This is a genomic window from Exiguobacterium sp. s39 (genome assembly GCF_018618925.1).
In the GTDB taxonomy this organism is placed as follows: domain Bacteria; phylum Bacillota; class Bacilli; order Exiguobacteriales; family Exiguobacteriaceae; genus Exiguobacterium_A; species Exiguobacterium_A abrahamii.
On record NZ_JACSNA010000001.1, the window covers coordinates 1983411 to 2003419 of the forward strand.

Consider the following 20009-nt stretch of genomic DNA (forward strand, 5'->3'; position numbering starts at 1 on the left):
AAAACGAATTCATCTTAGAGTTAAGTTTAGAATCAGACGTCTGACGTCTTAATGAAGGAGAGTTTTACGTGGGAAATGTCAGTTTGTTATTTGGGGGCGTCGCGCTCTTTTTAAATAGTTTGACCTTGTTCGGAAAAGTCGATCTCCGTAGCGCGGGTGTCTTCAGTCTCATCACCGGTTTATTGCAGACGTTCATCGCGACCTATCTCGTCATCGGTGCCGCTGGAGATCCAGCGTTGACGTTCGGATACGCGAGCATCTATCTGTTTGCCTTTACGTACGTTTACGTCGGGATCACGTTCTTGTTCAATCTCGACGGGAGCGGGGTCGGTTGGTTTTCCTTGTTCGTTGCGATTGCCGCATTGTTTTATGCGTTCGTCAGTTTCACGACGAATGACATCATCGGTGGTGTGACCTGGTTGTTCTGGGCATTGCTCTGGAGCCTGTTCTTCCTCGGCATGGGAATGAATCGTCCGATTGATGCGATCACTGCCCGTGTTGCTCTCGTCTTGAGCTGGTTGACGTTGATCGTACCGGCACTGATCGGGCTTCGATTCGGCTACTTCAGTTCGGCATACCAGTGGTTATGGAGCGGCGCTGCTGTTCTGACTGCTGTCTATTTCCTCTATACGATGATGAAATTCTCGATGCTTCGGACGATTCGGTCGTCGTGATACGCTAATCGATTCATCAAAAAAAGATGTCCATTTTCGGTTATGAATCGGAGATGGACATCTTTTTTGTTCTATTTGCAGTACACGTCAAACGAAAAGCAAAGTAATTTGTTCGCTCGACATCGCTTCCTAGGGAAAAACAAGCAAGAGTGACCCTGCAGCGAAACGAAGCGGCACGATGCTTGTCCCAGGAAAACAATGCGAGACGAACAAAATGTACGTTCGTTCTTCCCTCATGTCATTTCAATGCTTCCTGCAGTTGAGCCTGAACTTCTTTCAATGACTTATCCGTCGGATGCCAATAGTAGATGCCATCCGATTCGATGCCACCTTTTCCGTCGAGTGATAAGGTCTCGACATTTCGTAAAGCATCCCGGTAATCTGTCGCGACGGTCCGGGCAACGGAAAACGGTACGTTCGTCTTAACGTTTTTCCCGAGTGCTTCCAGGACAGCATTGAAGCGACGAATCGAAAAGTCCTCCGTCATCTTATCAGCGACCGCCTGAACGACTTGCCGTTGACGAATCTGTCGTCCGAAATCTCCGCGTGGATCATCATAGCGCATCCGCGCATAGGCGAGTGCTTCCTTCCCGTTCAACGACAGTTCCCCTTTTGGAAATTGCATCTCATAGTACGAGAAATTGATATCGTTCTCGACGGTGACACCATCGACGGCATTAACGAGATCCGTGAAACCATCTAGATTGATTTCTGCGAAATAGTCGAGTCGGATATCAAGTAGATGACTGACCGTATCGAGTGCCATCTGTGGACCACCGAAGGCATAGGCATGATTGATTTTATCGTTCGAACCATTGCCGATGATTTCTGTCTTTAAATCACGTGGGATACTGATCATCTGGCTCTTATTCGTCTTCGGATCAATCGTCACGACGATGATCGTATCACTGCGTCCCGTCTCGTTTTTTCGTTGATCCACCCCGAGTAAGAGAAACGAGAGTCCTTTTTTCTGTTCGACGGCCTTCTCTGTCTCGACGCTTGCCTTGACGGGCACCTGTACTTGGACTTCTTGCATCGTCCGACTCGCTTTTTGATAAACGTATCCGCCTGAACCGAAGAGAAGGAGCAGGCATATCCCCGTCAGTGTCAACACGATCCATTTCCACTTCTTCATCATCCATTCTCCTTTTCTTCGATCTGAATTCAGGACGGTCTCTGCGCTTCAAGTACGAGCAAAGCATTGCGCCAGCTACCGAACAAGGCGGTGATGACACCGATGCTGGGTGCATCACGACCGATGCTGAATCGTTGGTAACTTGCGATCGTCAGATTTTCCGTTTCTTGCGCGGCTGTAGCAAGTACGTCGAGTACTTCCTCTTCTCGCCAGCGTTTCCGCGGGAATTCGATGCCGATGATTTCAAGGGCGTTTGACCAAGAGCCGTACCGGCGGGCAATCGTTGCGACGGTCGGACGATTTTGACCAGCCGCCCACTTCGTGTAGGTCTGGCTCGTCAAGACCGGCAAGGCACCTTGCGCTTCAAGTAATGACTCGATGATCCGCTGTTCCATTTCCTGGACGCGTTCCTTCAAGATATCTGCTTCTGACAATGCCTGCTGCCACGAGTTGAATTGATGGACGATATCCGTCAGGCTTGGTGCTTGCTTTTGTTGCGCCCATTCGCGGTACGTCGCGCTCGTGAAAGGATCGAGTTCCTCCCGTGCCTGACGCAAGGCGTCAATGATTTCCGACTTCGTGAACGTCAAGCGGGCATGTCCGATGCCAGCTCGTTCCAAGGCGATCTGCCACGACCCAAACAGCATCAGGATTTCCGCGACGCTTGGATGAGTGGTGTTTAGTTGCCAGCGGAAATAGGTATTGGCCGTCAATTCATTTTTCCCGTTCGCAGCGAGACGGAGTGCGTGGATCGCTTCCTCCATATCGCGCATGACGATGTCCCCTTCCCATATATTCATGACTGGACGTTCCGGCGTACGGTCGTCTGCAAGGCGTGACGAACGTTTCGGATGACGACGGCTTGTTCGGTGAACGTCATTTGTGAAGCAGACGGAAGGCAGATTCCGTCTTCAAATAGGCGACGACTGATATCATCTCCTTCTGCTGTGACGAATGGTACGTCGCGATAGACGGGCTGTAAGTGCATCGGCTTCCAGACCGGACGGGATTCGGCATTCGCTTGTTGGAGCGTCCGGATCATTTCGTCGCGTTGCACTTGACCGCCTGGTAAGAGAAAAGCACTGAGCCAACGGTTGGCGAATGTTCCGGTCTGCTCGACTTGCGACGTGACGCCGTCCGGTGCAAAGGCACGATCGTAACGATCAAAGATTTTTCGCCGTGCGTCGACGCGTTGATCGATCACTTCGAGCTGTCCGCGTCCGATCCCAGCAGCGACGTTGCTCATCCGGTAGTTATAGCCGACTTCCGTATGCTCGTAATGGATGACCGGTTGCCGTGCCTGTGTTCCGAGATAGAAGGCACGTTCGATCAAGGCTGGATCATTTGCGACGAGCATCCCGCCGCCTGACGTCGTGATGATCTTGTTGCCATTGAAGGAATAGATCCCGAACGTCCCGAACGTTCCCGTCATCCGTCCGTTGACGCGTGTTCCGAGTGACTCTGCCGCATCTTCGATCAACGGAACATCGTATTCTTCACAGAGCGCAGCGATCTCCTCAATCTGCGCTGCAACGCCGTACAGATGAACGACGATGACGGCTTTCGGAAGTTTTCCTCGTGTTGCCGCCTGGATCAACGCGCGTCGGAGTGCGACGGGTGACATATTCCACGTCTCTTCTTCCGAATCGATCAGGACAGGACGGGCACCAACGTAGCGAATCGGATTCGTCGAAGCGATGAACGTCAAGGACTGACAGAAGACATCATCCCCCGTCGTGACACCAAGCGTCGCGAGTGCCAAGTGAATGGCTGCAGTACCACTGCTCGTCGCAAGCGCTGCGCGAGCTCCCGTGTAGGCGCGCATCTCTCGTTCGAAGGCGTCGACGTTCGGTCCAAGCGGTGCGACCCAGTTCGTCTCGAGTGCTTCCGTGACGTAACGTGCTTCTTGACCACTTAAGTGCGGGATGGAGAGCGGGATGTGTTTCATGATGTTTCCTCCCTTCGAGGTGACAGCTGACGGAGCGGCGTCCGGTAGATCGGGAACCACTGTCCTGTCTCGACTTCCGGATGTTGTCGTTTGATTTGTCGTGCGAGCCGGTCATAAATCGTCGGATCAAGAATCGATGTCCCGAGTCCGAAAAACGTTCGATTCGCTTCACCAAAAGATCGTTTGTAGGCGAGTAAGCTATCCTCATCGGATCGTGTCGTTCCGCCACCGAGATGCAGCGCTTGAAGACCAGCTTGTTTTGCCCAACGAATCATCTCCGCAAATAAGAGGTGATTCGGGCGAAGCGACAAGTAGGCAGGATCTGAAGCACCGAGATGATAATGTGCAAACTGGCGACCCGTCAAGACGATGCATCCAGCGATGATCCGTCCCTCTTGTTCGGCAAGCAACAGGACATTTTTGATCCGTCCTTCGGCGAAGTGATCGAAGTAGGTCTGATTAAAGTAATACCGCGCATCGGCTTGGTGTTTATCCATCGTCATCTGGTAAAGACGGGCGAAGTCCGAGTACTCTTCCGGACGTCCGAGGCGAATCGTGACCCCTTCGCGGCGCGCCTTCCGGATGTTACGGCGTGTCATTTGCGAGAATCCACCTTCGATCGTCTCGAACGGATCCGTCAGCTCAAGGGTCACGGTCGGCTGCAGGATATCCGTTTGATGACACCAGTGTTGACCAAGTTCCTGGTTGTGTAGCAAGGGGTGGAAACGAACCGTCTCGGTGACGATTCCAGTTTCACTACAGTATTGTTCGAATCGCTCACGGGCTTCGCGAATCTGATCGAGTGACCAGATACCCGTGAAATAAGGACCACCGTAGCCGTACGGTGTCGTGATGTCTTCAAAGCGTGTGCCTGGAATCGGTCGCCGCAAGTACGGATAGATCAACGTTCCGAACTCCGTCGGATAATAAAATAATTCAGGAATCTCACCTTGCTCTTTTGCGAGTTCGAAGTAAGCATGTTCGTAGTAACAATCGAGTTGATAGGTTGCGACGAGCGCGTCCCATTCGCGCGGATCCCGAATCAATCGTTCATCGCTTAGCGACATCATGGGGAACACCTCCGTCGAGACCCTTGAACTCACCCATGCCGGTCTGGTGAGCTGTTGAGTTCCCTTCTGACGAGATGACCATCTTAAACGTCTTAAACAGGATGTAGAGATCGAGTCGGAACGTATGATTCGCCGCATACCATTGATCTTGCTCGAGACGTTGTTGCCACGTCGTTGCGTTGCGGCCGTGAATCTGCGCCCAGCCTGTCAGACCAGGCAGGACATCATGCCGTGTCATCTGCTCCTTCGTATAGTGATTAAGATAACTGACGAGCAACGGACGCGGTCCGACGAAACTCATCTGTCCGCGGAGGATATTAACGAACTGCGGAATCTCATCAAGGCTTAAGCGACGGATCCACTCGAGCGATGCTGGAATCCGGTCCGCATCCGGAAGGAGATTCCCCTCGGCATCTGTTTCGTTCGTCATCGTACGGAACTTGTAGATTTTAAATAACTCGCCTTTATAGCCAGGGCGGACTTGATTGAAGAAGATCGGTCGTCCGAGTTTCGTATAGATGACTAAGGCGACGACGGCATACACAGGAAGTAGAATGAGGATGGCGATAAGACTAACCGTGAAGTCGAATAGGCGTTTCATGATGACGTCCTCCTTTTACATAGCTGAAAAGAGATCAAGTTGTCGTTTGATGACGTCGGCTTCGTTGAAATGTTTCATGGCACGGTCAAATCCATTCCGCCCCATCTCATTGGCACGGTCCGGATGTTCGACAAGCGTGTTCATTCGTTTGGCGAGCTTCGCGATGTCGCGGACTTCGACGAGATAACCTGTTTTCCCCTCGACGACCTCTTCGCGGCAGCCACGAATGTTTGTCGCAATGACGGGCTTTGCACTCGCCATCGCTTCAATGATCGATCGTGGGACACCTTCGCGATGCGACGGTAAGACGAAGGCATCGACTTGTTGGAACAAGCTCGGTACATCTTCGACGAATCCGAGGTAATCGATATTCGGAATCTCACGGATCCGCCGTAAGAAGAGATGTTTCGTCGTCTGATCGCGCTCGCTTGCCATCATCTCACCGGCAATGACGAGACGGGCTTCCGGATGACGATAGACGACATCCTCGAACGCATCGAGCAGTTCGAGAATCCCCTTCTCTTCGACGATCCGACCGATGAAGAGGAACGTAAACGGTGCGCCTGCTTCACGCGGGCGTGGATAGAAGCGCGTTAAGTCGATCCCATTTCCAAGGTGCATCAGACGCGTATTTGCTTTGAAGCGTTTGCGCTGGGCGAGTTGATAATCTTCCTCGCTTTGAAGGAGCAGATAATCGGTTGCGAAACGCGCAAGCCACTTCTCGACGGAGTATGTCAGCTGATACGTCATCCGCCCCATCTTCTCGTGAAAGTAAAAGCCGTGTGCCGTATAGACGATATGCTTCGTTCCGGCCCGTTTCGCGGCAACGCGTCCGAGGGCGGCTGCGACCGGTGTGTGGACATGGACGGCGTCGTAGCCGTCCTCCTTCAAGATTCGCGTGATTTCACGGATCGTCCGCCAATTACTCGTCCAGTCGATCCGGCGCTCGATCGGAATGTCATGCATCCGGAATCCATTCGCTGCGAGTTTTGCTGAGGCACCGGTGTCGGCACAGGCGATACCGACGTCGTGCCCGGCGTTTTGTAAAGCGAGTAAGAGCGGCTGCAACATCGTCTCTGCCGTCGTATCAAGAGCACAGACTTGAAGGATTTTTAGAGGCGCCATACGTGGACCCCCTCTGGCTGTTCTGACCGTGGCAACATCCCTTTGATGTCGACGACGATGCCGCGTCCGACTTTGAGTAGATGTTGTGCAAGATTCCAACCGCCTTCGACGTATTCTTCGTGTGAGACAGCGAAGATGACGACGTCGGCTGGTTTGAGTTCGCTCATCTCGAGTAGATCAATCCCGTACTCACGTTTCGCTTCACTCTTTTCGACGAGTCGATCCGTCACCTGGACGTCGATGCCGAACTCTTCGATTTCGCGGACGAGGTTCGCGACTTTCGAGTTCCGGATATCGCTGACGTTCTCCTTGAACGATAAGCCGAGGATCGTGACACGGGCGCCGAGGACCGGCATGTTTTGTTTAATCAAGTTCTTGACGAGCGCTGTTGCGATGAAGCGTCCCATCGTATCGTTGATCCGGCGTCCGGCAAGGATGACTTCCGGATGATAGCCGAGTGACTCGGCTTTCATCGTCAGATAGAATGGATCGACGCCGATACAGTGACCACCGACGAGACCTGGACGGAACGGAAGGAAGTTCCATTTCGTTCCGGCTGCTTCGAGAACTTCGAGTGTATCGATGTCCATCCGGTCAAAGATGATTGCTAGTTCGTTCATCAAGGCGATGTTGAGATCGCGTTGTGTGTTTTCGATGATTTTTGCCGCTTCCGCGACCTTGATCGACGACGCACGGTGGACTCCGGCTTCAACGACCGCTTCGTAGACTTCTGCGACGATGTCGAGTGTCTGTTCATCCTGGGCAGATACGATTTTTTTGATCGTCTTGAACGTGTGCTCATGGTCGCCCGGGTTGATCCGTTCCGGTGAGTAGCCGACGAAGAAGTCAACGCCAGCGCGTAAGCCGGATGCTTCTTCAAGAACGGGGATGCAATCTTCTTCCGTCGCTCCCGGGTAGACCGTCGACTCGTAGACGACGATGTCGCCTTTATTGAGCTGGCGACCAACAAGATGTGAGGCCCGCAAGAGTGGCGTTAAGTCCGGCTGGTTCTGCGCATTGATCGGTGTTGGAACGGCGATGATGATGAAGTCGCTTGCTTGAAGAGCAGAAGGATCCGAGACGTAATCGACGGTTGCGTTCTTCAACGTAAACGGACTCAGTTCGAGTGTTGCGTCGATGCCTTCTTGCAGTTCTTGGATTCGTTGTTCCTTGATGTCAAAGCCGACGACGCCTGTTTTTTCACCGAACGCGACGGCGACGGGAAGTCCGACATACCCGAGTCCGACGACGGCAATCGAACGGTTGGCAATGGGAAGTGAACCAGTTTGGGCTGCTGTCGTATCTACGATGTGTTTGACTGCCTTGTTCATGGTGGATTCCTCCTATTTCATCGACTGTTTGACGATCAACGTTTTTCCGTTTGGCTCTTGTTTCACTTGTTCGACCGGCTCAAGGACGATTTTCATCTCGGAGCCGAGTAGCTTGCGCATCTCGTTTAAAAGAATCTGTTCGTGTTTCGGATGGAAACGTTTGGCGTCTGGAATATACCGGAGTGTCACGTGATTCAACGCGTGCTGCTCGACTTGAAGTCGCAAGACCGAGTTCGGTAATTCGCGGGCAATCGTCGTGATGTCCCCTTCGAACACTTTGCCCCGCTTTTCGCTGACGATGTAACTCGTTCCCCGTCCATCGATCGAAGCGATGACCGGTCCGTTTAGTCCACAACTACATGTCTCGTCACTCAGTGTCATCCGGTCACCGATCCGGTAACGAATCAGTGGCGTGCCGCGTGTCGTAAAACACGTGACGACGACTTCGCCGTCCTCTCCATACGGTTCGATGATGCCCGTCTCATGATGCAGATGAAGTTTTCGATGACTGCATTCTGAAATGATCGGTGCGCCTTCCGATGAACCGTATTGATCAAAGACCGGTGCGTTGAAGGCTTCCTCGAGAACCGAGCGCATCTCCTCCGTCACCGTTTCCGAAGTCGGGAAGATGGCAATCAGCGGGCTCTCCAGTCGAATGTGATGCTTTAGCATATAGCGTGCGATTTCGACCATCGCCGTCGGTGTGCCGTCGAGCGCTCGTGGCTGAAAGCGATTCAGCTCCTCGATATAAGCTGGGAAGTTTTCTTCCTTCATGTGAAAGATGGAGACGAGCAACTGATTGAGTGGTCGGTTCATCCGCCAGAAGATTGGTTTCTTTTGATCGACGGCCGTCAGCGTCCGACCGGTGAAGCTCGCTCTGCGCATCCCGGCATGGAAGCCATGACGTTCCTTGAAGTAGTCGAGATGCGCCATCCGTTCCTGGACGTCCTCGCGCATGAACGCGACTTGGAGCGACTTTCCGCTCGTTCCGCCCGTCCGTCCTCGAACTGGTGCATCGACGCGGGACATGAACGCATCGTTGTTTTGGCGAAGCGTCTCTTTTTCAAGGATCGGAATCGTCTTCAGCTGCTCGAGTGACGTCAACGGTAACTGGATGTCATGTTCGTAAAAGAGTTGTGTGTAGTACGGTGTATGCGTCACGACGAAAGCGAGGAAGGCATTCAGGCGATCGAGTTGTTCCGCTTTATAATCCTGCGTCCGATCCTTCATTCGAAGTTCCTTCATCTTCTGTTCATAGAAGGGACCGTATCGTTCTTGCATCAACTTGCGACCGTATAACGATGTCAGCCAATTTTGGATGAAGATCGGAGAGCGGTAGTAGAATTCCTCCTTAAGCGCCATCTTGGATTTCCCCCTTCAGCAAGTAGTGACTCTCGTACCAGTCGATGAATGCGTTGACGCCGGCTTCGACCGTCGTCTGTGGTCGGTACCCAATCGTCTCGAACAGTGAGGAGACGTCAGCGAAACTTTCCGGAACATCACCCGGTTGGAGCGGCATCCCGTTCTTGATCGCGGTCTTACCGAGGCGTCGTTCAATCAAGGCGACGAATTCATTTAAGCGAATCGGGCTATGGCTGCCGATGTTGTAGACGCGATACGGGACGTTGCTGCGATCCGGTAAGGGATTCGAGGCATCGAACGCTTCGTCGACTTCCGGTTCAGTCTGGAACAGGCGATAGATGCTTTCGATGATGTCGTCGACGTAAGTGAAGTCCCGTCCCATCTCACCGTAGTTGTAGAGATCAATCGGTTCGCCCTTCGCAATTGCCTCTGTGAACTTGAACAATGCCATATCCGGGCGTCCCCACGGACCGTAGACGCTGAAGAAGCGAAGTCCTGTCGTCTTGATCCCGTAGAGACTACTGTAGGTGTGAGCCATCAGTTCATTCGCTTTCTTTGAGGCGGCGTAAAGACTTAGCGGATGATCGACGGCATCCGTCGTCGCAAACGGCATCTTCGTATTCGATCCGTAGACGGAACTTGAGGAAGCGTAAATCAGTTGTTCGACTGGGTAATGCCGACACGCTTCTAGAATCGAGAGAAAGCCGACGATGTTTGACGTCATGTAGACGTCCGGTCGATCGATGCTGTACCGTACCCCTGCTTGTGCTGCCAGGTGGAGAACGAGATCGATCGATTCCTGTTCGAAAATCTGCGCGACGGCTGCCGTCTCTTCGAGTGAGACCCGGTAAAACGTGTAGTTCGTTCCGAGTTCAGCGAGCCGTGCTTCTTTTAACGTCGGGTCGTAATAGTCGTTCACTTCATCGAGTCCGATAACCCGGTAACCCTCCCGGATGAAACGACGTGCGGCGTGAAATCCAATGAAGCCTGCGATACCTGTAATTAAGATCGTTTTATTCGGCACGGTGTTCGACCTCCTCGAAGTAGTGGCGCGCTTGCCAGCGCATGTAGTGAACGGATGTGTAGACGATGAGTAACATCGGGAACAACTTATACCGGTGTCGGATGGCCGTTCCGACATTGCCGGTTCCAAGACCGAAGATGACGGCGTTAAGGGCGAAGAGAAGGAAAAAGAAGAAGAGGACGCTGCCGAACGGATGCTGACGGATCAGTTTAAAGGACCGGACGATCGCAAAACAGGCGATGAAGTAGAAGATGGCGTCAAGGAAGAAAATCAGAATGTTCATGACGCTCGACCATTGCCACGGGAACGGTGAGAACAAGAAGTAAATCGTCCGAATCGGCGAGTAGAGAATCATGTCAGCTGGACCTGTCACCATCAATCCGTTCAGATAAGCGGAGCCGCCACGGTCGTAACTCATCCCGCTGAATAACTGTCCGTTTTCTGAGACGTGAGTGAACTTCGCGAACAAGACGTCCTGGAAGCTGTAGACGATGAAGCCGACGATCAGTACTTGAAAGATCAGTCGCTGTACCTTAGTCGGTTCAAAGTCCATTCGTCGTGTCTCATGGCTATAAAATGAGAAATAGACGAGTAAGACGATAATCCCGACAGCAAGACCGGAGTGGAACATCGTACTGACGAAGTAGCCGAGATACGCGAGCGCCATATACCATCCGGACTTCTCTTCCGTCCAGCGCACCATGTAGTAAAGTGTGTAGACGATACCAAGGGCGACGATCTGGTCACGCAAGAGAATCGGTGAGAGCAACAATCCTTGTGGGAAGAACGCGAAGATCAGTGTTGCTGCAAACACGTAGCGTTCCGGTAAGCGTAACCGTTGCAGCGTCTTCGCTAGGATGACGACAGCGACGACACCGAGGATGACGTTCAAGAACTGAGCGAGAATCCGTTCCGGACCGAACATCAAGTAGAAGATTCCGAGAAACTTGGAATAGGTGCCGCGAACGACATCATTGAAGGTCGACGGATCGGTGAAGATTTGGACACCTTCGAGATGAAAGGCTTCCGTGTCGTCACCACTGTGTGGCGGTAAGCGGAACAGCTCGAGATCGATGAACATCAGGACCAATCGGACGAAGAAAGCTGTGATGAAAACGAGAAAGAGTGGCGTCGTCTCTGCCTGATGGAGCAGATAATACAGAAACAACACCGCGTTGATGAGCAGCAAGGCGGTCACGTAGGTGTCCGGGAAGAGCGACCGGGCAAATTGGCAAGCAAGCGCTTCGAGAACGATGAGTAGTAGGATTGGTCGCATCTTCTTCCCTCCTTAACTGCTTTGTTCGACGACGAGCGTAACGTCCCGTGGATATAAAGACCGATACAGTGCTGGTAATAGCAGGACGATCTGAGTGACGGCGCAGAGGGTGTAAGCGATCGTCGCACCGTATAGACCATACAGCGGAATCAACAGGCTACAGGCGATGAGATTGACGACGACACTGCCGAAGATCGAGATCGTCTGGATCCGGAACTGCTGGAAGCCGGTCAAGAGTGCCTGAATGACGGTCGAGTTGTAGAAAAAGAGTGAGGCGACCATCATCAAGACGAAAATCAGATGATATTGAACGAACGACGCGTTATAGAAAATCGTCAAGCCCCACTTACCAAAGAAGATTGCTCCGATGATCAACAGGATCCCGACGACGTTCGTCATCAGTAACATCGAACGAGTCAGCTTGCGCAGTTCCGGTAAACTTTGGCGTTCACCCGTCTCAGACGAGAAGTTCGGTAGCAAGACGGCAATCAAGGAGTGAATGAACAGACTACCAAGTACGAGTAGATAGGCGATGCTGGCGTAATAACCGAGCTCTTCCGTTCCGATTGCGTGACCGACGAACAATCGTGGGATGTTTGCGTTCAAGGCGATCAGGAGAGCGACGAATCCGAGTGGCATCGCCTTAAGGAACAGCTCCTTACCTGATCGGTACCGTAAGTCGAGTGCTTGATTGTCAAAGCCGCGACCGACGCGGCGAATCGTCGGTAAGTCGTATGCGAGTAGCATGATCAAGTTTCCGGCGATCAAGGCGAGTACGAATCCATGAATCGAATGGGTCGTAAAGAGGACGAGTGCTGCGCCCGAGACGTTCAAGAGACTCCGGAAGATTTTCGAGACGGCGACTTCCTTGAAGGCAGTGTGTCCTTGCAGGAAACCATAAGCGAGATCAGCGAATGACTCCATGTATTTATTGAGGTAGACGAGCAGTGTCAGGAGTAAGATGTCCGCTTCACCGAAGAAATAATAGACACCAAGGAGGACGAACACACCTGCCGAGAGGAGTGAAAAACGAGTCTTGATGAAGAGCCAGAAGTTCGTCAGACCAGCCCGTTCTGCCGTCAGGATCGTACTGGCGTTCAGCCAACAGAACATGACGATCGGTGCGGTGATGGCAAGGGCGTAGTTGAAATAACCGATGTTGAGCGGTGTACTCCATTTGATCAGGAGCGTCAAAATCATCCATTGATGAAGCGAATACGCCGTATCGGCAATGAAGATGAGATTGAAGCGGGACAGCCGGGCCGTTTTCATCGTTCTCCCTCCTCTCTATTTGCGAGCGATCCGCATCGTCGGTGCGACCGGGTCGGCATCGGTTTCGTTCGTGACGTCTAACAAATACTGGCGAAGTACCTCGTCCTGTCCGAGCGCTTGGGCGATCTCACGCAAGTACGGGTCGACGGATCCGAAGGGACGTGTCTTACCGACAAGAATCTTGTCGAAGACGAGTTCGTCATGCACTTCATCGCGAGCGAGCAGTTCCTCGTATAGTTTCTCGCCTTTTCGAATGCCGCTGTAGACGATTGGGATCTGCTCTTCCGTGAATCCACTCAAGTGAATCAAGTTCTTCGCTAGTGTCGTGATGTGGACCGGTTCACCCATATCGAGGACGAACACTTCGCCACCTTTCGCGAGGACACTCGCTTGAATGACGAGACGACTCGCTTCCGGGATCGTCATGAAGTAACGTGTCATCCGGGGATCGGTGATCGTAATCGGTCCGCCTTTCGCGATTTGTTCTTTGAAGAGTGGAATAACGGAACCGCGGCTCCCGAGGACGTTGCCGAATCGGACGACAGCGAACGTCGTCTCGCTGTTACGCGCCATCTGCTGGATGACCATCTCGGCGATTCGTTTCGTCGCCCCCATCACACTCGTCGGATTGACGGCCTTATCGGTCGAAATCATGACGAAGCGTTTGACACCGGCTACTTCCGCCGCTCGAGCGACGTTGCGTGTTCCATAGATGTTGTTCTTGACGGCTTCGCTTGGGTTATCCTCCATCAGCGGTACGTGCTTGTGGGCTGCCGCGTGATAGACGAGATCTGGTTCGAACCGTCGCATGACTTCAAGCATCCGGTCACTGTCCTGAACATCGGCGATGACGGATTCGAACTGGATGTCTCGACTGAGACACTCGAGCTCCCGGCGGATCAGGTAGATGCTGTTTTCGCCGTGTCCGAGAAGGATGAGCCGTTCAGGACGGAAGCGAATCAGTTGCCTGCAAATCTCGGAACCAATCGAACCACCAGCACCGGTGACGAGGACGGTCGCGCTATGAACGCTTCGTTCGATTTCCGTAATATCGAGTTCGACCGGTTCTCGACCGAGTAAATCGGCGATTGAGACTTCACGGATTTGTTTGATCGAGACCTTTCCGGACGCCAGTTCGACGAGCATCGGTAACGTATGCGCTTCGACTTGGGTTTGTTTGATCCGGTTCAGCAATTCAACCCGCTGCGGATAAGGTAACGATGGGATTGCCAGGACGACCGCTTCAATTTTTTGTTCCTCGATGATGCATTCGAGTTGGTCGATTGCTCCGATGACGGGAACACCGTGAATCCGCATCCCGCGTAGTTCAAGCGAATCATCAAGTAAGCCGACGACGTTTAAGATGTGCGACTTCTTTTGCTTCAGTTCTTTTGTGATCATCTGACCGGAAGCACCGGCACCGATAATGAGTGTTCGTTTGCCGAGCGTCTTATTGTCAGGAACGAGTCTTAAGCTACGTCCACGAATCAACAGACGGACGAATAAGATACCGTTCAAGACGAGTCCGGTCTGCAAGAAGATCGCTCGTTCGACCGCGAAGTCGAACAACGCGTATTCAAGACCAAGTAAGACGAAACTGCTGGCGAGAACGACGACGAGGAGAACGGCGAGATCACGAAGACTCGCGTAACGCCAGATGATTTGATAGAAGCGCATCCAGTGTGCAACGAACGTAAGGGCGACCCACTGGATGAGAGCGATTTCGAGTGCGTCCTGCAACTCGAAGTTGACGGTGAGATGGAGCGGATTAAAGAAGTAGAACGTAACGACAGTCGCGAGTGCGATGATTCCGGCGTCGATCAGGCGAAGGAGTCCGATCTTCAACTGCCGACGGTACGGGGTGAGCGGGGAATGCTGCATGACGGTGTCTCCTCTCCTCTCTCATGAATGACTGCGGGGAATCGCTTTCGGATAACTATCAGTGGATTCACGTGTCGCTTCCTTTTTGCTTAACGAGCGAGAATAAACGATCAAGAGTCCGAGCATCAGACCAAGGACGCCACCGATGCCTGTATTCATCAGAATGTTCGGTGACACGGGTTTCGTTGGAATCCGTGCGCTCGAGAACACTTCCGTCTTACTCGTGTTGATCAGTTGCGGGAGGTAATCCTGGAAGACTTCCGTCATCGTATTCGCCTGGATAGCTGCCTGCTCCGCTGAACGATCCTTGACGGATAAGGCGATGACTTGCGAATCGAGATTGCTCGAGACCGTCAGACGATCCGTCAAATCGAATAACCGCTTGTCGGTGACGTTCATCTTTTGGGCGACCTGATCGACGACCTCTGGGCTTCGTAGGATATCTTGATAGGTACTGACGAGTGTCGGCGTCGATGTCGCCTCTGCGTTCGCTTGAGGAACGACGAGGATGTAGGCTGTCGCCTCGTATGTCTTCGGGATGACATACGTGCTAAGCGCATATCCGGCTCCCGCAAAGAGAATCATGAAGAGTGCGAGTAACCACCAGCCGCGTCGGAGCGTCGTCAAATGGTCTCCGAAGGTTTTTCTTTGATGCATCGAGCTCACTGTTGTTCACCTCTTTCTGACTTGACCGAATGGATGGACATTGGTTATGTCTACACCTTATTTCCAATCGGTTCCTAAAACAATTAGAGCTTGGTGGAAATGATTATATTTTTTTCGGTAGCTATCTCGCTTGCGTGACACTAGTTCACAGCATGAATTCATATCACAAAAAAAACGCGATTCACGAAAAAATGATCACGGTTTCCTTAATATTTTTTCATTTATCTGCATGATGTTTTGAAAGATAAGGGTAAATACCAATTTGATGATTAAAAAGTGCTTAAATCGGTAATAAGTCCTATATGAAGGGTGGATAGTCTTTAGAAATCATGTTAAAATCAGCCAATATACCCACATCGTTTGCCTTATCCATCCTAGTCGTTTGGATCATGCTCGATGCTTGGATTCGTCCCTTATCGTTTACGGACGAAGTGTTGCCGAAACAGTGGTCTCTTTGGTTGCTTCCCATCTATATCGTTCTGTTCAGCGTCTGTTGGTTCATCTTACGACCGTTCTATCGTGCCAATCGAGCGACTGGGCATCAAATTGTAATCATTTTTCTGATTTATCTGACATTTCATATCATTTTTTTCTTTTTTAACGCGAATACGGATCGTGTTCTCGCTTCGCTTTACCTCATCTCGACTTGGCTATTCGTTGGCATCGTCTCTTCGCTCTCGCGTACATCGATCGAACAATGGCAACGGCTTTTGTGTCACTTTCTTTATGGACAGGCCGTCTTTCTCGCTTCCTATGCCCTCATCGTCTCATTTGGTTCAGAGTATATCCCGGTCGAAAACCTGCAATGGCTTCGGATCGGTCCCTTATCGTTTCCACAATTGTACGTCGGGGAACAAGGCTCATTCCTTCGCCTCGCTGGTCTGATGAACAATCCGAATACGTTTGCAGCGTGGCTTGTTCCAGGCGGACTGTTTGCTTGGTTCTATCTACTCAAACAGTTCCCACGTCGGCAAAGCTTTCTACATGCTGTTCTCCTCCTTCTCATCACCATCGCCCTACTTCGAAGTGGTTCGCAGACAGGAATCTATTCTTTTCTCCTCCTTGCTCTCTTGACGAGTATTCGAATGGTTGAAGGGACGAGACGCAGGATGCAGGTGACAGCATGTTACGTAACGGGAAGCTTGATTCTCCTAGCTGTCTTTGTGTTTCAAGGACTGCTTCCCCGTTTGCTCAGTCTCAACGGACGATTTACGCTTTGGCAAGCAGGATGGCGCGCTTCCACTGATTCGCTTTGGTTCGGACACGGGATTGGAAGTGCCCCACGCGGTCTGCAGGAACAACTGAACGAACAAGTTCTCTATACGTTCCACAGCACACCGATCACCCATCTTTATGAATTCGGACTCATCGGTTGTTTGCTGTACGGTGCAGTCTTTCTGTATCTGTTCTATCGACTGTTTCGGATTCAGACGACGGATCTCACTTTTCTCGCCCTGTTGCTTACTGGCTGGCTCGGACTACTTCAATTCACGGAAAGCATTCTCGTAAGACCGAGTGGATTTTATTTCATTTGGCTCAGTCTTCTCGCTTATACGTCGCTTCGTCGACTTCCACCTCACGACAGTACCCACACCTAGAGCACCTACACGAAAGGGGTATGACATCATGAAGAAATGGACAGAACAACAAGTCATCGATAGCCTAATCGAAGCTAGTATCGAATATCCCGCTCTCGACGCAAAGACGTATGCACGTTGGTCGATTGGAAAAGATATTCCGTCGATCACGACGATCATCAATGTATTCGGCTCTTGGCGTGAAGCACTCCAAGCGGCCGGTCTCTCATCGATTCGTCCGTACTTTTCAGATGAAGAGATCCTTGCTTTCATCAAGGAAGCATCGACACGCTTACACCCTTTCCATAGCAACAGCTACCGGGAATGGGCAAAGGCGAAACATGGACCATCCTTGACATTGATCAACTTACGTTTCGGTTCTTGGTCACGTGCGCTCGAAGAAGCACAGATCGAGATGACACGTTCCATCTCGATGACGGAAGAACGCATTATCACAGCCTTACTCGAAGCTTCCGATGTCCTCCCCCGTCTGACGACACAGACGTATGCAATTTGGGCACAGGAAAATGGACATCCGACAGTCGCGACGATTGCCCGTAAATACGGTTCATGGGCAGATGCCCTCGCTTGCCTCGACATCGCACCGCCTCGCCGGAAATGGGTCGAAGAAGATGTCCTTGAAGCACTGCGGCAGGCGCAAGAAGAATTACCTTCCCTCAGTATCATTCATTACCGGAAATGGGCAGAAGGTCGCTCGGTTCCGAGTACCTCGACGATCAACGCCCTCTTCGGTAGCTGGACCTCCGCCGTGCAATGCCTCAAGCGTGCACGCGTCTCTCTTTCTTGATTCTGCTCTTCTACCTAAAAGGAGTGACCCGGTATCACTACCGGGTCACTCCTTTTTCGCGCGCTTATGGTTTTTTAATTTGCTCAAGCAGAGACGCAGGCAACAGCGTCACCGTGTCGTGTTTCAATAAATAGATGTCTTCCGCATAAGCTCCGATGCGTCGGGAATTACGTTGTCCCTGCAGATTGTTTCGGATCGCTTTCGGAAAATTGACGCCGCATTCATAAGCATGTGGATATCCCCCACCGAATCGCGGATTGATCTCTGATAAGTAGAGCGTTCCGTCAACATCAAACAGGTCGAAATCAAGCGGACCGACAAGACCGGTTCCATGTAAAACGTGTTCGACCAGTTCAAAGACATCGTCGCGTTTGATGGAGCGACTCTTATCCGTTTCCCCTGCACGCATGACGAGTTTCTCCTTAATGAAGATATCCGTCACTTCATGCGTCAACCAGTCGACATAGACGTCAACACCGAGCTCCTGTCCTCTTAAGTATTCTTGAATCAATAAATCCGGATGAACAGCAAACAGTCCTTCAACGACTTCAAGGGAGGAGACCGCCTGGACATGGAGACTGGCACTCCCATTGCGTGGTTTGACGAAGACCGGGAACTGGACCTCCCCTTGCGCAAGCGCGCTCCGGAATGCTTCGAGCGTCACATATGTCCGCGCATGCGCAATCCCTTCCGCGACACAATACGTATACATCGCGTACTTGTCGAAACAGAGACGACAGGCATCCATCGGTGAGACGAGGACCGTGACACCGATGGCTTCAAACCGTTCCGTCGCCGCTGCGAGCAATTCCAGTTCAGGATCAATCAATGACAATAGCGCCGTCACCTGTTCGCGCTGACACAACTCTAGCAAATGATCGATATAATCCGGTGCATCAATGCAGGGAACGAGATGATGGCGTTCTGTCATATAGAGACCCGGTGCGAGTGAACTACAATCCGCAGTACTGACGTGACCGTCCGGCATCTCACGGACGAAATACTCGACTAGCTTCGTCCGGCGACCGACGCTCGTCATCAACAAATGGGAAGTCTTCATAGGGCAGTCTCCTTCGTTAAAAGTGATGCCTGTTCTTTTCGTGCTGGAAGGAAACACTTCCTGCTTGGCGTCGTACTTTTTTCCTATAGATGAGTAAATAACATCCGATTCCAATCAAGGCGCCAGTTCCATCGAGTAAGACGTCTTGGATGAGTCCCGTCCGGTCCCCTGTCAAGATTTGATGAAATTCATCAAAGACAGCGACCATGATCGCTAACGAATAGGCGAACAAGACGGCAAGTCCTGGTGTCAGACGACGACGTGTCAAATCAATCAATCCGATCCCTAATACGAGAAATGTCGAGACATGGGCAGCTTTTCGGATGAAAAACTCAATGAAGCCACTTCGTCCAAGGGCAGCGACACTAACTTCTCCATGATAGGAAAAGGAGATGAAACGCAGATGATCGACGAATCCTAACGGAATGAATCGTGATAACCCTGGTTTGATGGATTGCGCTTGATACGGCATCGAACTTGAGATGAAGAGGATCAATAGAACGGCAAGGACGACGTAGCCGGACCACGTGATTTTTTTCATGAAGACACTCCTTTTTTAATATCATTTTACAATAGCATAGACCCCAGAAAATTGGCGGATTCTTTCTAAAATTCAATTTCTAGTTTAACCCATTTCATTTTTTTAGTTTCCTTGAAAAACGATATTTTACATTTCACAGGTTTCTTTTATAATGAAAGTGGTTAATTAGTACTATACACGATGACCTGAAGAATAGGAGTGGAGTGCCATGAATCGTGCACTAGGTAAAAAAATCATGCAATTGCGCAAACAACACAAGTATACTCAAAAGTTTTTAGCTGAACGGTGTGGGGAAACAGCAACGGACATCTCCGCTTACGAACGTGGTCAGCGCATGCCCTCTCCTCAAGTCCTAGAACGATTAGCTCTTGCTTTAGACACGACGGTCATTGATCTCATCGATCCGAAGTATGTACAGCATCCTTCGTTGAATGAATTCATGCAACAAGCGCTTGAACCCTCGCAACCGCTTGATCTGAAGCTCATTCTCGAGGACTTACTCGTTCACCTGAGTTTATCGAAGGAAATCTATTTTGATGGTCGCCTCGTCTCAGCGGACGTCCGAGATGAGATGGCGACGTCCATTGATCAGGCATTAAAACGAGGGCTTTCCTCCATCGAGGCGTAAAAAAAGGAATCAAAATCAGCAGATTTTGAT

At 51.4% G+C, this 20009-nt stretch carries 19 protein-coding genes; 4 read left to right on the top strand and 15 right to left on the bottom strand.

The window, feature by feature from the left end; genetic code table 11:
- Positions 1–68: 68 nt before the first annotated feature.
- Positions 69–674: an AmiS/UreI family transporter gene (locus KNQ11_RS10320; RefSeq protein ID WP_050678141.1), complete on the top strand. Its 606-nt coding sequence runs from the start codon at positions 69–71 to the stop codon at positions 672–674.
- Between the two features lie 238 nt (positions 675–912).
- Here KNQ11_RS10320 and KNQ11_RS10325 read toward each other — a convergent pair whose 3' ends face one another.
- From KNQ11_RS10325 to KNQ11_RS10385, 13 genes are read right to left on the bottom strand one after another with little or no spacing between them, the layout of a single operon-like run.
- Complete coding sequence (locus KNQ11_RS10325; RefSeq protein WP_149427843.1) at positions 913–1809, bottom strand: LCP family glycopolymer transferase; 897 nt, start codon at positions 1807–1809, stop codon at positions 913–915.
- A 29-nt stretch (positions 1810–1838) separates the two neighbouring features.
- Positions 1839–2609, bottom strand: a complete 771-nt coding sequence (locus KNQ11_RS10330; protein ID WP_231681772.1) for a hypothetical protein — start codon at positions 2607–2609, stop codon at positions 1839–1841.
- Positions 2606–3757 (bottom strand): aminotransferase class I/II-fold pyridoxal phosphate-dependent enzyme, encoded by a 1152-nt coding sequence (locus tag KNQ11_RS10335; protein WP_251133645.1) that lies wholly within the window; start codon positions 3755–3757, stop codon positions 2606–2608. The genes KNQ11_RS10330 and KNQ11_RS10335 overlap by 4 nt, the downstream gene beginning before the upstream one ends.
- Positions 3754–4827 (bottom strand): lipid II:glycine glycyltransferase FemX, encoded by a 1074-nt coding sequence (locus KNQ11_RS10340; RefSeq protein WP_149427844.1) that lies wholly within the window; start codon positions 4825–4827, stop codon positions 3754–3756. Before KNQ11_RS10340 ends, KNQ11_RS10335 begins: the two co-directional genes overlap by 4 nt.
- Positions 4808–5428, bottom strand: a complete 621-nt coding sequence (locus tag KNQ11_RS10345; protein WP_149427845.1) for a sugar transferase — start codon at positions 5426–5428, stop codon at positions 4808–4810. The genes KNQ11_RS10340 and KNQ11_RS10345 overlap by 20 nt, the downstream gene beginning before the upstream one ends.
- A 15-nt stretch (positions 5429–5443) precedes the next feature.
- Positions 5444–6553, bottom strand: coding sequence for a glycosyltransferase family 4 protein (locus tag KNQ11_RS10350; RefSeq protein ID WP_214771510.1), 1110 nt, complete (start codon positions 6551–6553; stop codon positions 5444–5446).
- The gene (locus KNQ11_RS10355; RefSeq protein WP_251133646.1) at positions 6541–7884 is read right to left on the bottom strand and encodes a nucleotide sugar dehydrogenase; all 1344 of its coding nucleotides are present in this window, start codon (positions 7882–7884) and stop codon (positions 6541–6543) included. The genes KNQ11_RS10350 and KNQ11_RS10355 overlap by 13 nt, the downstream gene beginning before the upstream one ends.
- Positions 7885–7896: 12 nt before the next feature.
- Positions 7897–9246 carry a phenylacetate--CoA ligase family protein gene (locus tag KNQ11_RS10360; RefSeq protein ID WP_214771512.1) on the bottom strand — a complete coding sequence of 450 codons (1350 nt, stop codon included), beginning with the start codon at positions 9244–9246 and terminating at the stop codon, positions 7897–7899.
- Positions 9236–10270: an NAD-dependent epimerase gene (locus KNQ11_RS10365; protein ID WP_064299322.1), complete on the bottom strand. Its 1035-nt coding sequence runs from the start codon at positions 10268–10270 to the stop codon at positions 9236–9238. The genes KNQ11_RS10360 and KNQ11_RS10365 overlap by 11 nt, the downstream gene beginning before the upstream one ends.
- Positions 10260–11546 carry a glycosyltransferase family 39 protein gene (locus KNQ11_RS10370; protein ID WP_214771515.1) on the bottom strand — a complete coding sequence of 429 codons (1287 nt, stop codon included), beginning with the start codon at positions 11544–11546 and terminating at the stop codon, positions 10260–10262. Before KNQ11_RS10370 ends, KNQ11_RS10365 begins: the two co-directional genes overlap by 11 nt.
- Before the next feature lie 12 nt (positions 11547–11558).
- Positions 11559–12818, bottom strand: a complete 1260-nt coding sequence (locus KNQ11_RS10375; protein ID WP_023469399.1) for an oligosaccharide flippase family protein — start codon at positions 12816–12818, stop codon at positions 11559–11561.
- Positions 12819–12833: 15 nt separating this feature from the next.
- Positions 12834–14699, bottom strand: coding sequence for a polysaccharide biosynthesis protein (locus KNQ11_RS10380; protein ID WP_214771518.1), 1866 nt, complete (start codon positions 14697–14699; stop codon positions 12834–12836).
- A 21-nt stretch (positions 14700–14720) separates the two neighbouring features.
- Positions 14721–15356: a YveK family protein gene (locus tag KNQ11_RS10385; protein WP_231884634.1), complete on the bottom strand. Its 636-nt coding sequence runs from the start codon at positions 15354–15356 to the stop codon at positions 14721–14723.
- A 338-nt stretch (positions 15357–15694) separates the two neighbouring features.
- Here KNQ11_RS10385 and KNQ11_RS10390 point away from each other — a divergent pair, with 338 nt between their 5' ends.
- Positions 15695–16963 carry an O-antigen ligase family protein gene (locus KNQ11_RS10390; protein ID WP_214771521.1) on the top strand — a complete coding sequence of 423 codons (1269 nt, stop codon included), beginning with the start codon at positions 15695–15697 and terminating at the stop codon, positions 16961–16963.
- 28 nt (positions 16964–16991) lie between these two features.
- A complete protein-coding gene (locus tag KNQ11_RS10395; RefSeq protein WP_029342637.1) occupies positions 16992–17750 on the top strand; it encodes a homing endonuclease associated repeat-containing protein in 759 nt (252 codons plus the stop codon).
- Between the two features lie 64 nt (positions 17751–17814).
- Here the strand turns inward: KNQ11_RS10395 and KNQ11_RS10400 are convergent, their stop codons facing one another.
- Both KNQ11_RS10400 and KNQ11_RS10405 read right to left on the bottom strand, forming a co-directional pair.
- Positions 17815–18810 (bottom strand): ATP-grasp domain-containing protein, encoded by a 996-nt coding sequence (locus KNQ11_RS10400; protein ID WP_064299318.1) that lies wholly within the window; start codon positions 18808–18810, stop codon positions 17815–17817.
- 16 nt (positions 18811–18826) lie between these two features.
- Positions 18827–19351 (bottom strand): VanZ family protein, encoded by a 525-nt coding sequence (locus KNQ11_RS10405; protein WP_050678156.1) that lies wholly within the window; start codon positions 19349–19351, stop codon positions 18827–18829.
- Positions 19352–19559: 208 nt separating this feature from the next.
- On the opposite strand from KNQ11_RS10405, the gene KNQ11_RS10410 reads away from it, so the two are divergent.
- Entirely contained in the window at positions 19560–19979 is a 420-nt protein-coding gene (locus KNQ11_RS10410; protein WP_064299317.1) for a helix-turn-helix domain-containing protein, read from the top strand.
- Positions 19980–20009: the final 30 nt, after the last annotated feature.

Bases quoted from the DNA above. Each gene is read 5' to 3' on its own strand.
- KNQ11_RS10380 (WP_214771518.1), bottom strand. From the start codon at position 14,699: ATGCAGCATTCCCCGCTCACCCCGTACCGTCGGCAGTTGAAGATCGGA.
- KNQ11_RS10345 (WP_149427845.1), bottom strand. From the start codon at position 5,428: ATGAAACGCCTATTCGACTTCACGGTTAGTCTTATCGCCATCCTCATT.
- KNQ11_RS10350 (WP_214771510.1), bottom strand. From the start codon at position 6,553: ATGGCGCCTCTAAAAATCCTTCAAGTCTGTGCTCTTGATACGACGGCA.
- KNQ11_RS10325 (WP_149427843.1), bottom strand. From the start codon at position 1,809: ATGAAGAAGTGGAAATGGATCGTGTTGACACTGACGGGGATATGCCTG.
- KNQ11_RS10385 (WP_231884634.1), bottom strand. From the start codon at position 15,356: ATGCATCAAAGAAAAACCTTCGGAGACCATTTGACGACGCTCCGACGC.
- KNQ11_RS10355 (WP_251133646.1), bottom strand. From the start codon at position 7,884: ATGAACAAGGCAGTCAAACACATCGTAGATACGACAGCAGCCCAAACT.
- KNQ11_RS10370 (WP_214771515.1), bottom strand. From the start codon at position 11,546: ATGCGACCAATCCTACTACTCATCGTTCTCGAAGCGCTTGCTTGCCAA.
- KNQ11_RS10335 (WP_251133645.1), bottom strand. From the start codon at position 3,757: ATGAAACACATCCCGCTCTCCATCCCGCACTTAAGTGGTCAAGAAGCA.
- KNQ11_RS10410 (WP_064299317.1), top strand. From the start codon at position 19,560: ATGAATCGTGCACTAGGTAAAAAAATCATGCAATTGCGCAAACAACAC.
- KNQ11_RS10400 (WP_064299318.1), bottom strand. From the start codon at position 18,810: ATGAAGACTTCCCATTTGTTGATGACGAGCGTCGGTCGCCGGACGAAG.
- KNQ11_RS10360 (WP_214771512.1), bottom strand. From the start codon at position 9,246: ATGGCGCTTAAGGAGGAATTCTACTACCGCTCTCCGATCTTCATCCAA.
- KNQ11_RS10340 (WP_149427844.1), bottom strand. From the start codon at position 4,827: ATGATGTCGCTAAGCGATGAACGATTGATTCGGGATCCGCGCGAATGG.
- KNQ11_RS10395 (WP_029342637.1), top strand. From the start codon at position 16,992: ATGAAGAAATGGACAGAACAACAAGTCATCGATAGCCTAATCGAAGCT.
- KNQ11_RS10405 (WP_050678156.1), bottom strand. From the start codon at position 19,351: ATGAAAAAAATCACGTGGTCCGGCTACGTCGTCCTTGCCGTTCTATTG.
- KNQ11_RS10330 (WP_231681772.1), bottom strand. From the start codon at position 2,609: ATGAATATATGGGAAGGGGACATCGTCATGCGCGATATGGAGGAAGCG.
- KNQ11_RS10390 (WP_214771521.1), top strand. From the start codon at position 15,695: ATGTTAAAATCAGCCAATATACCCACATCGTTTGCCTTATCCATCCTA.
- KNQ11_RS10375 (WP_023469399.1), bottom strand. From the start codon at position 12,818: ATGAAAACGGCCCGGCTGTCCCGCTTCAATCTCATCTTCATTGCCGAT.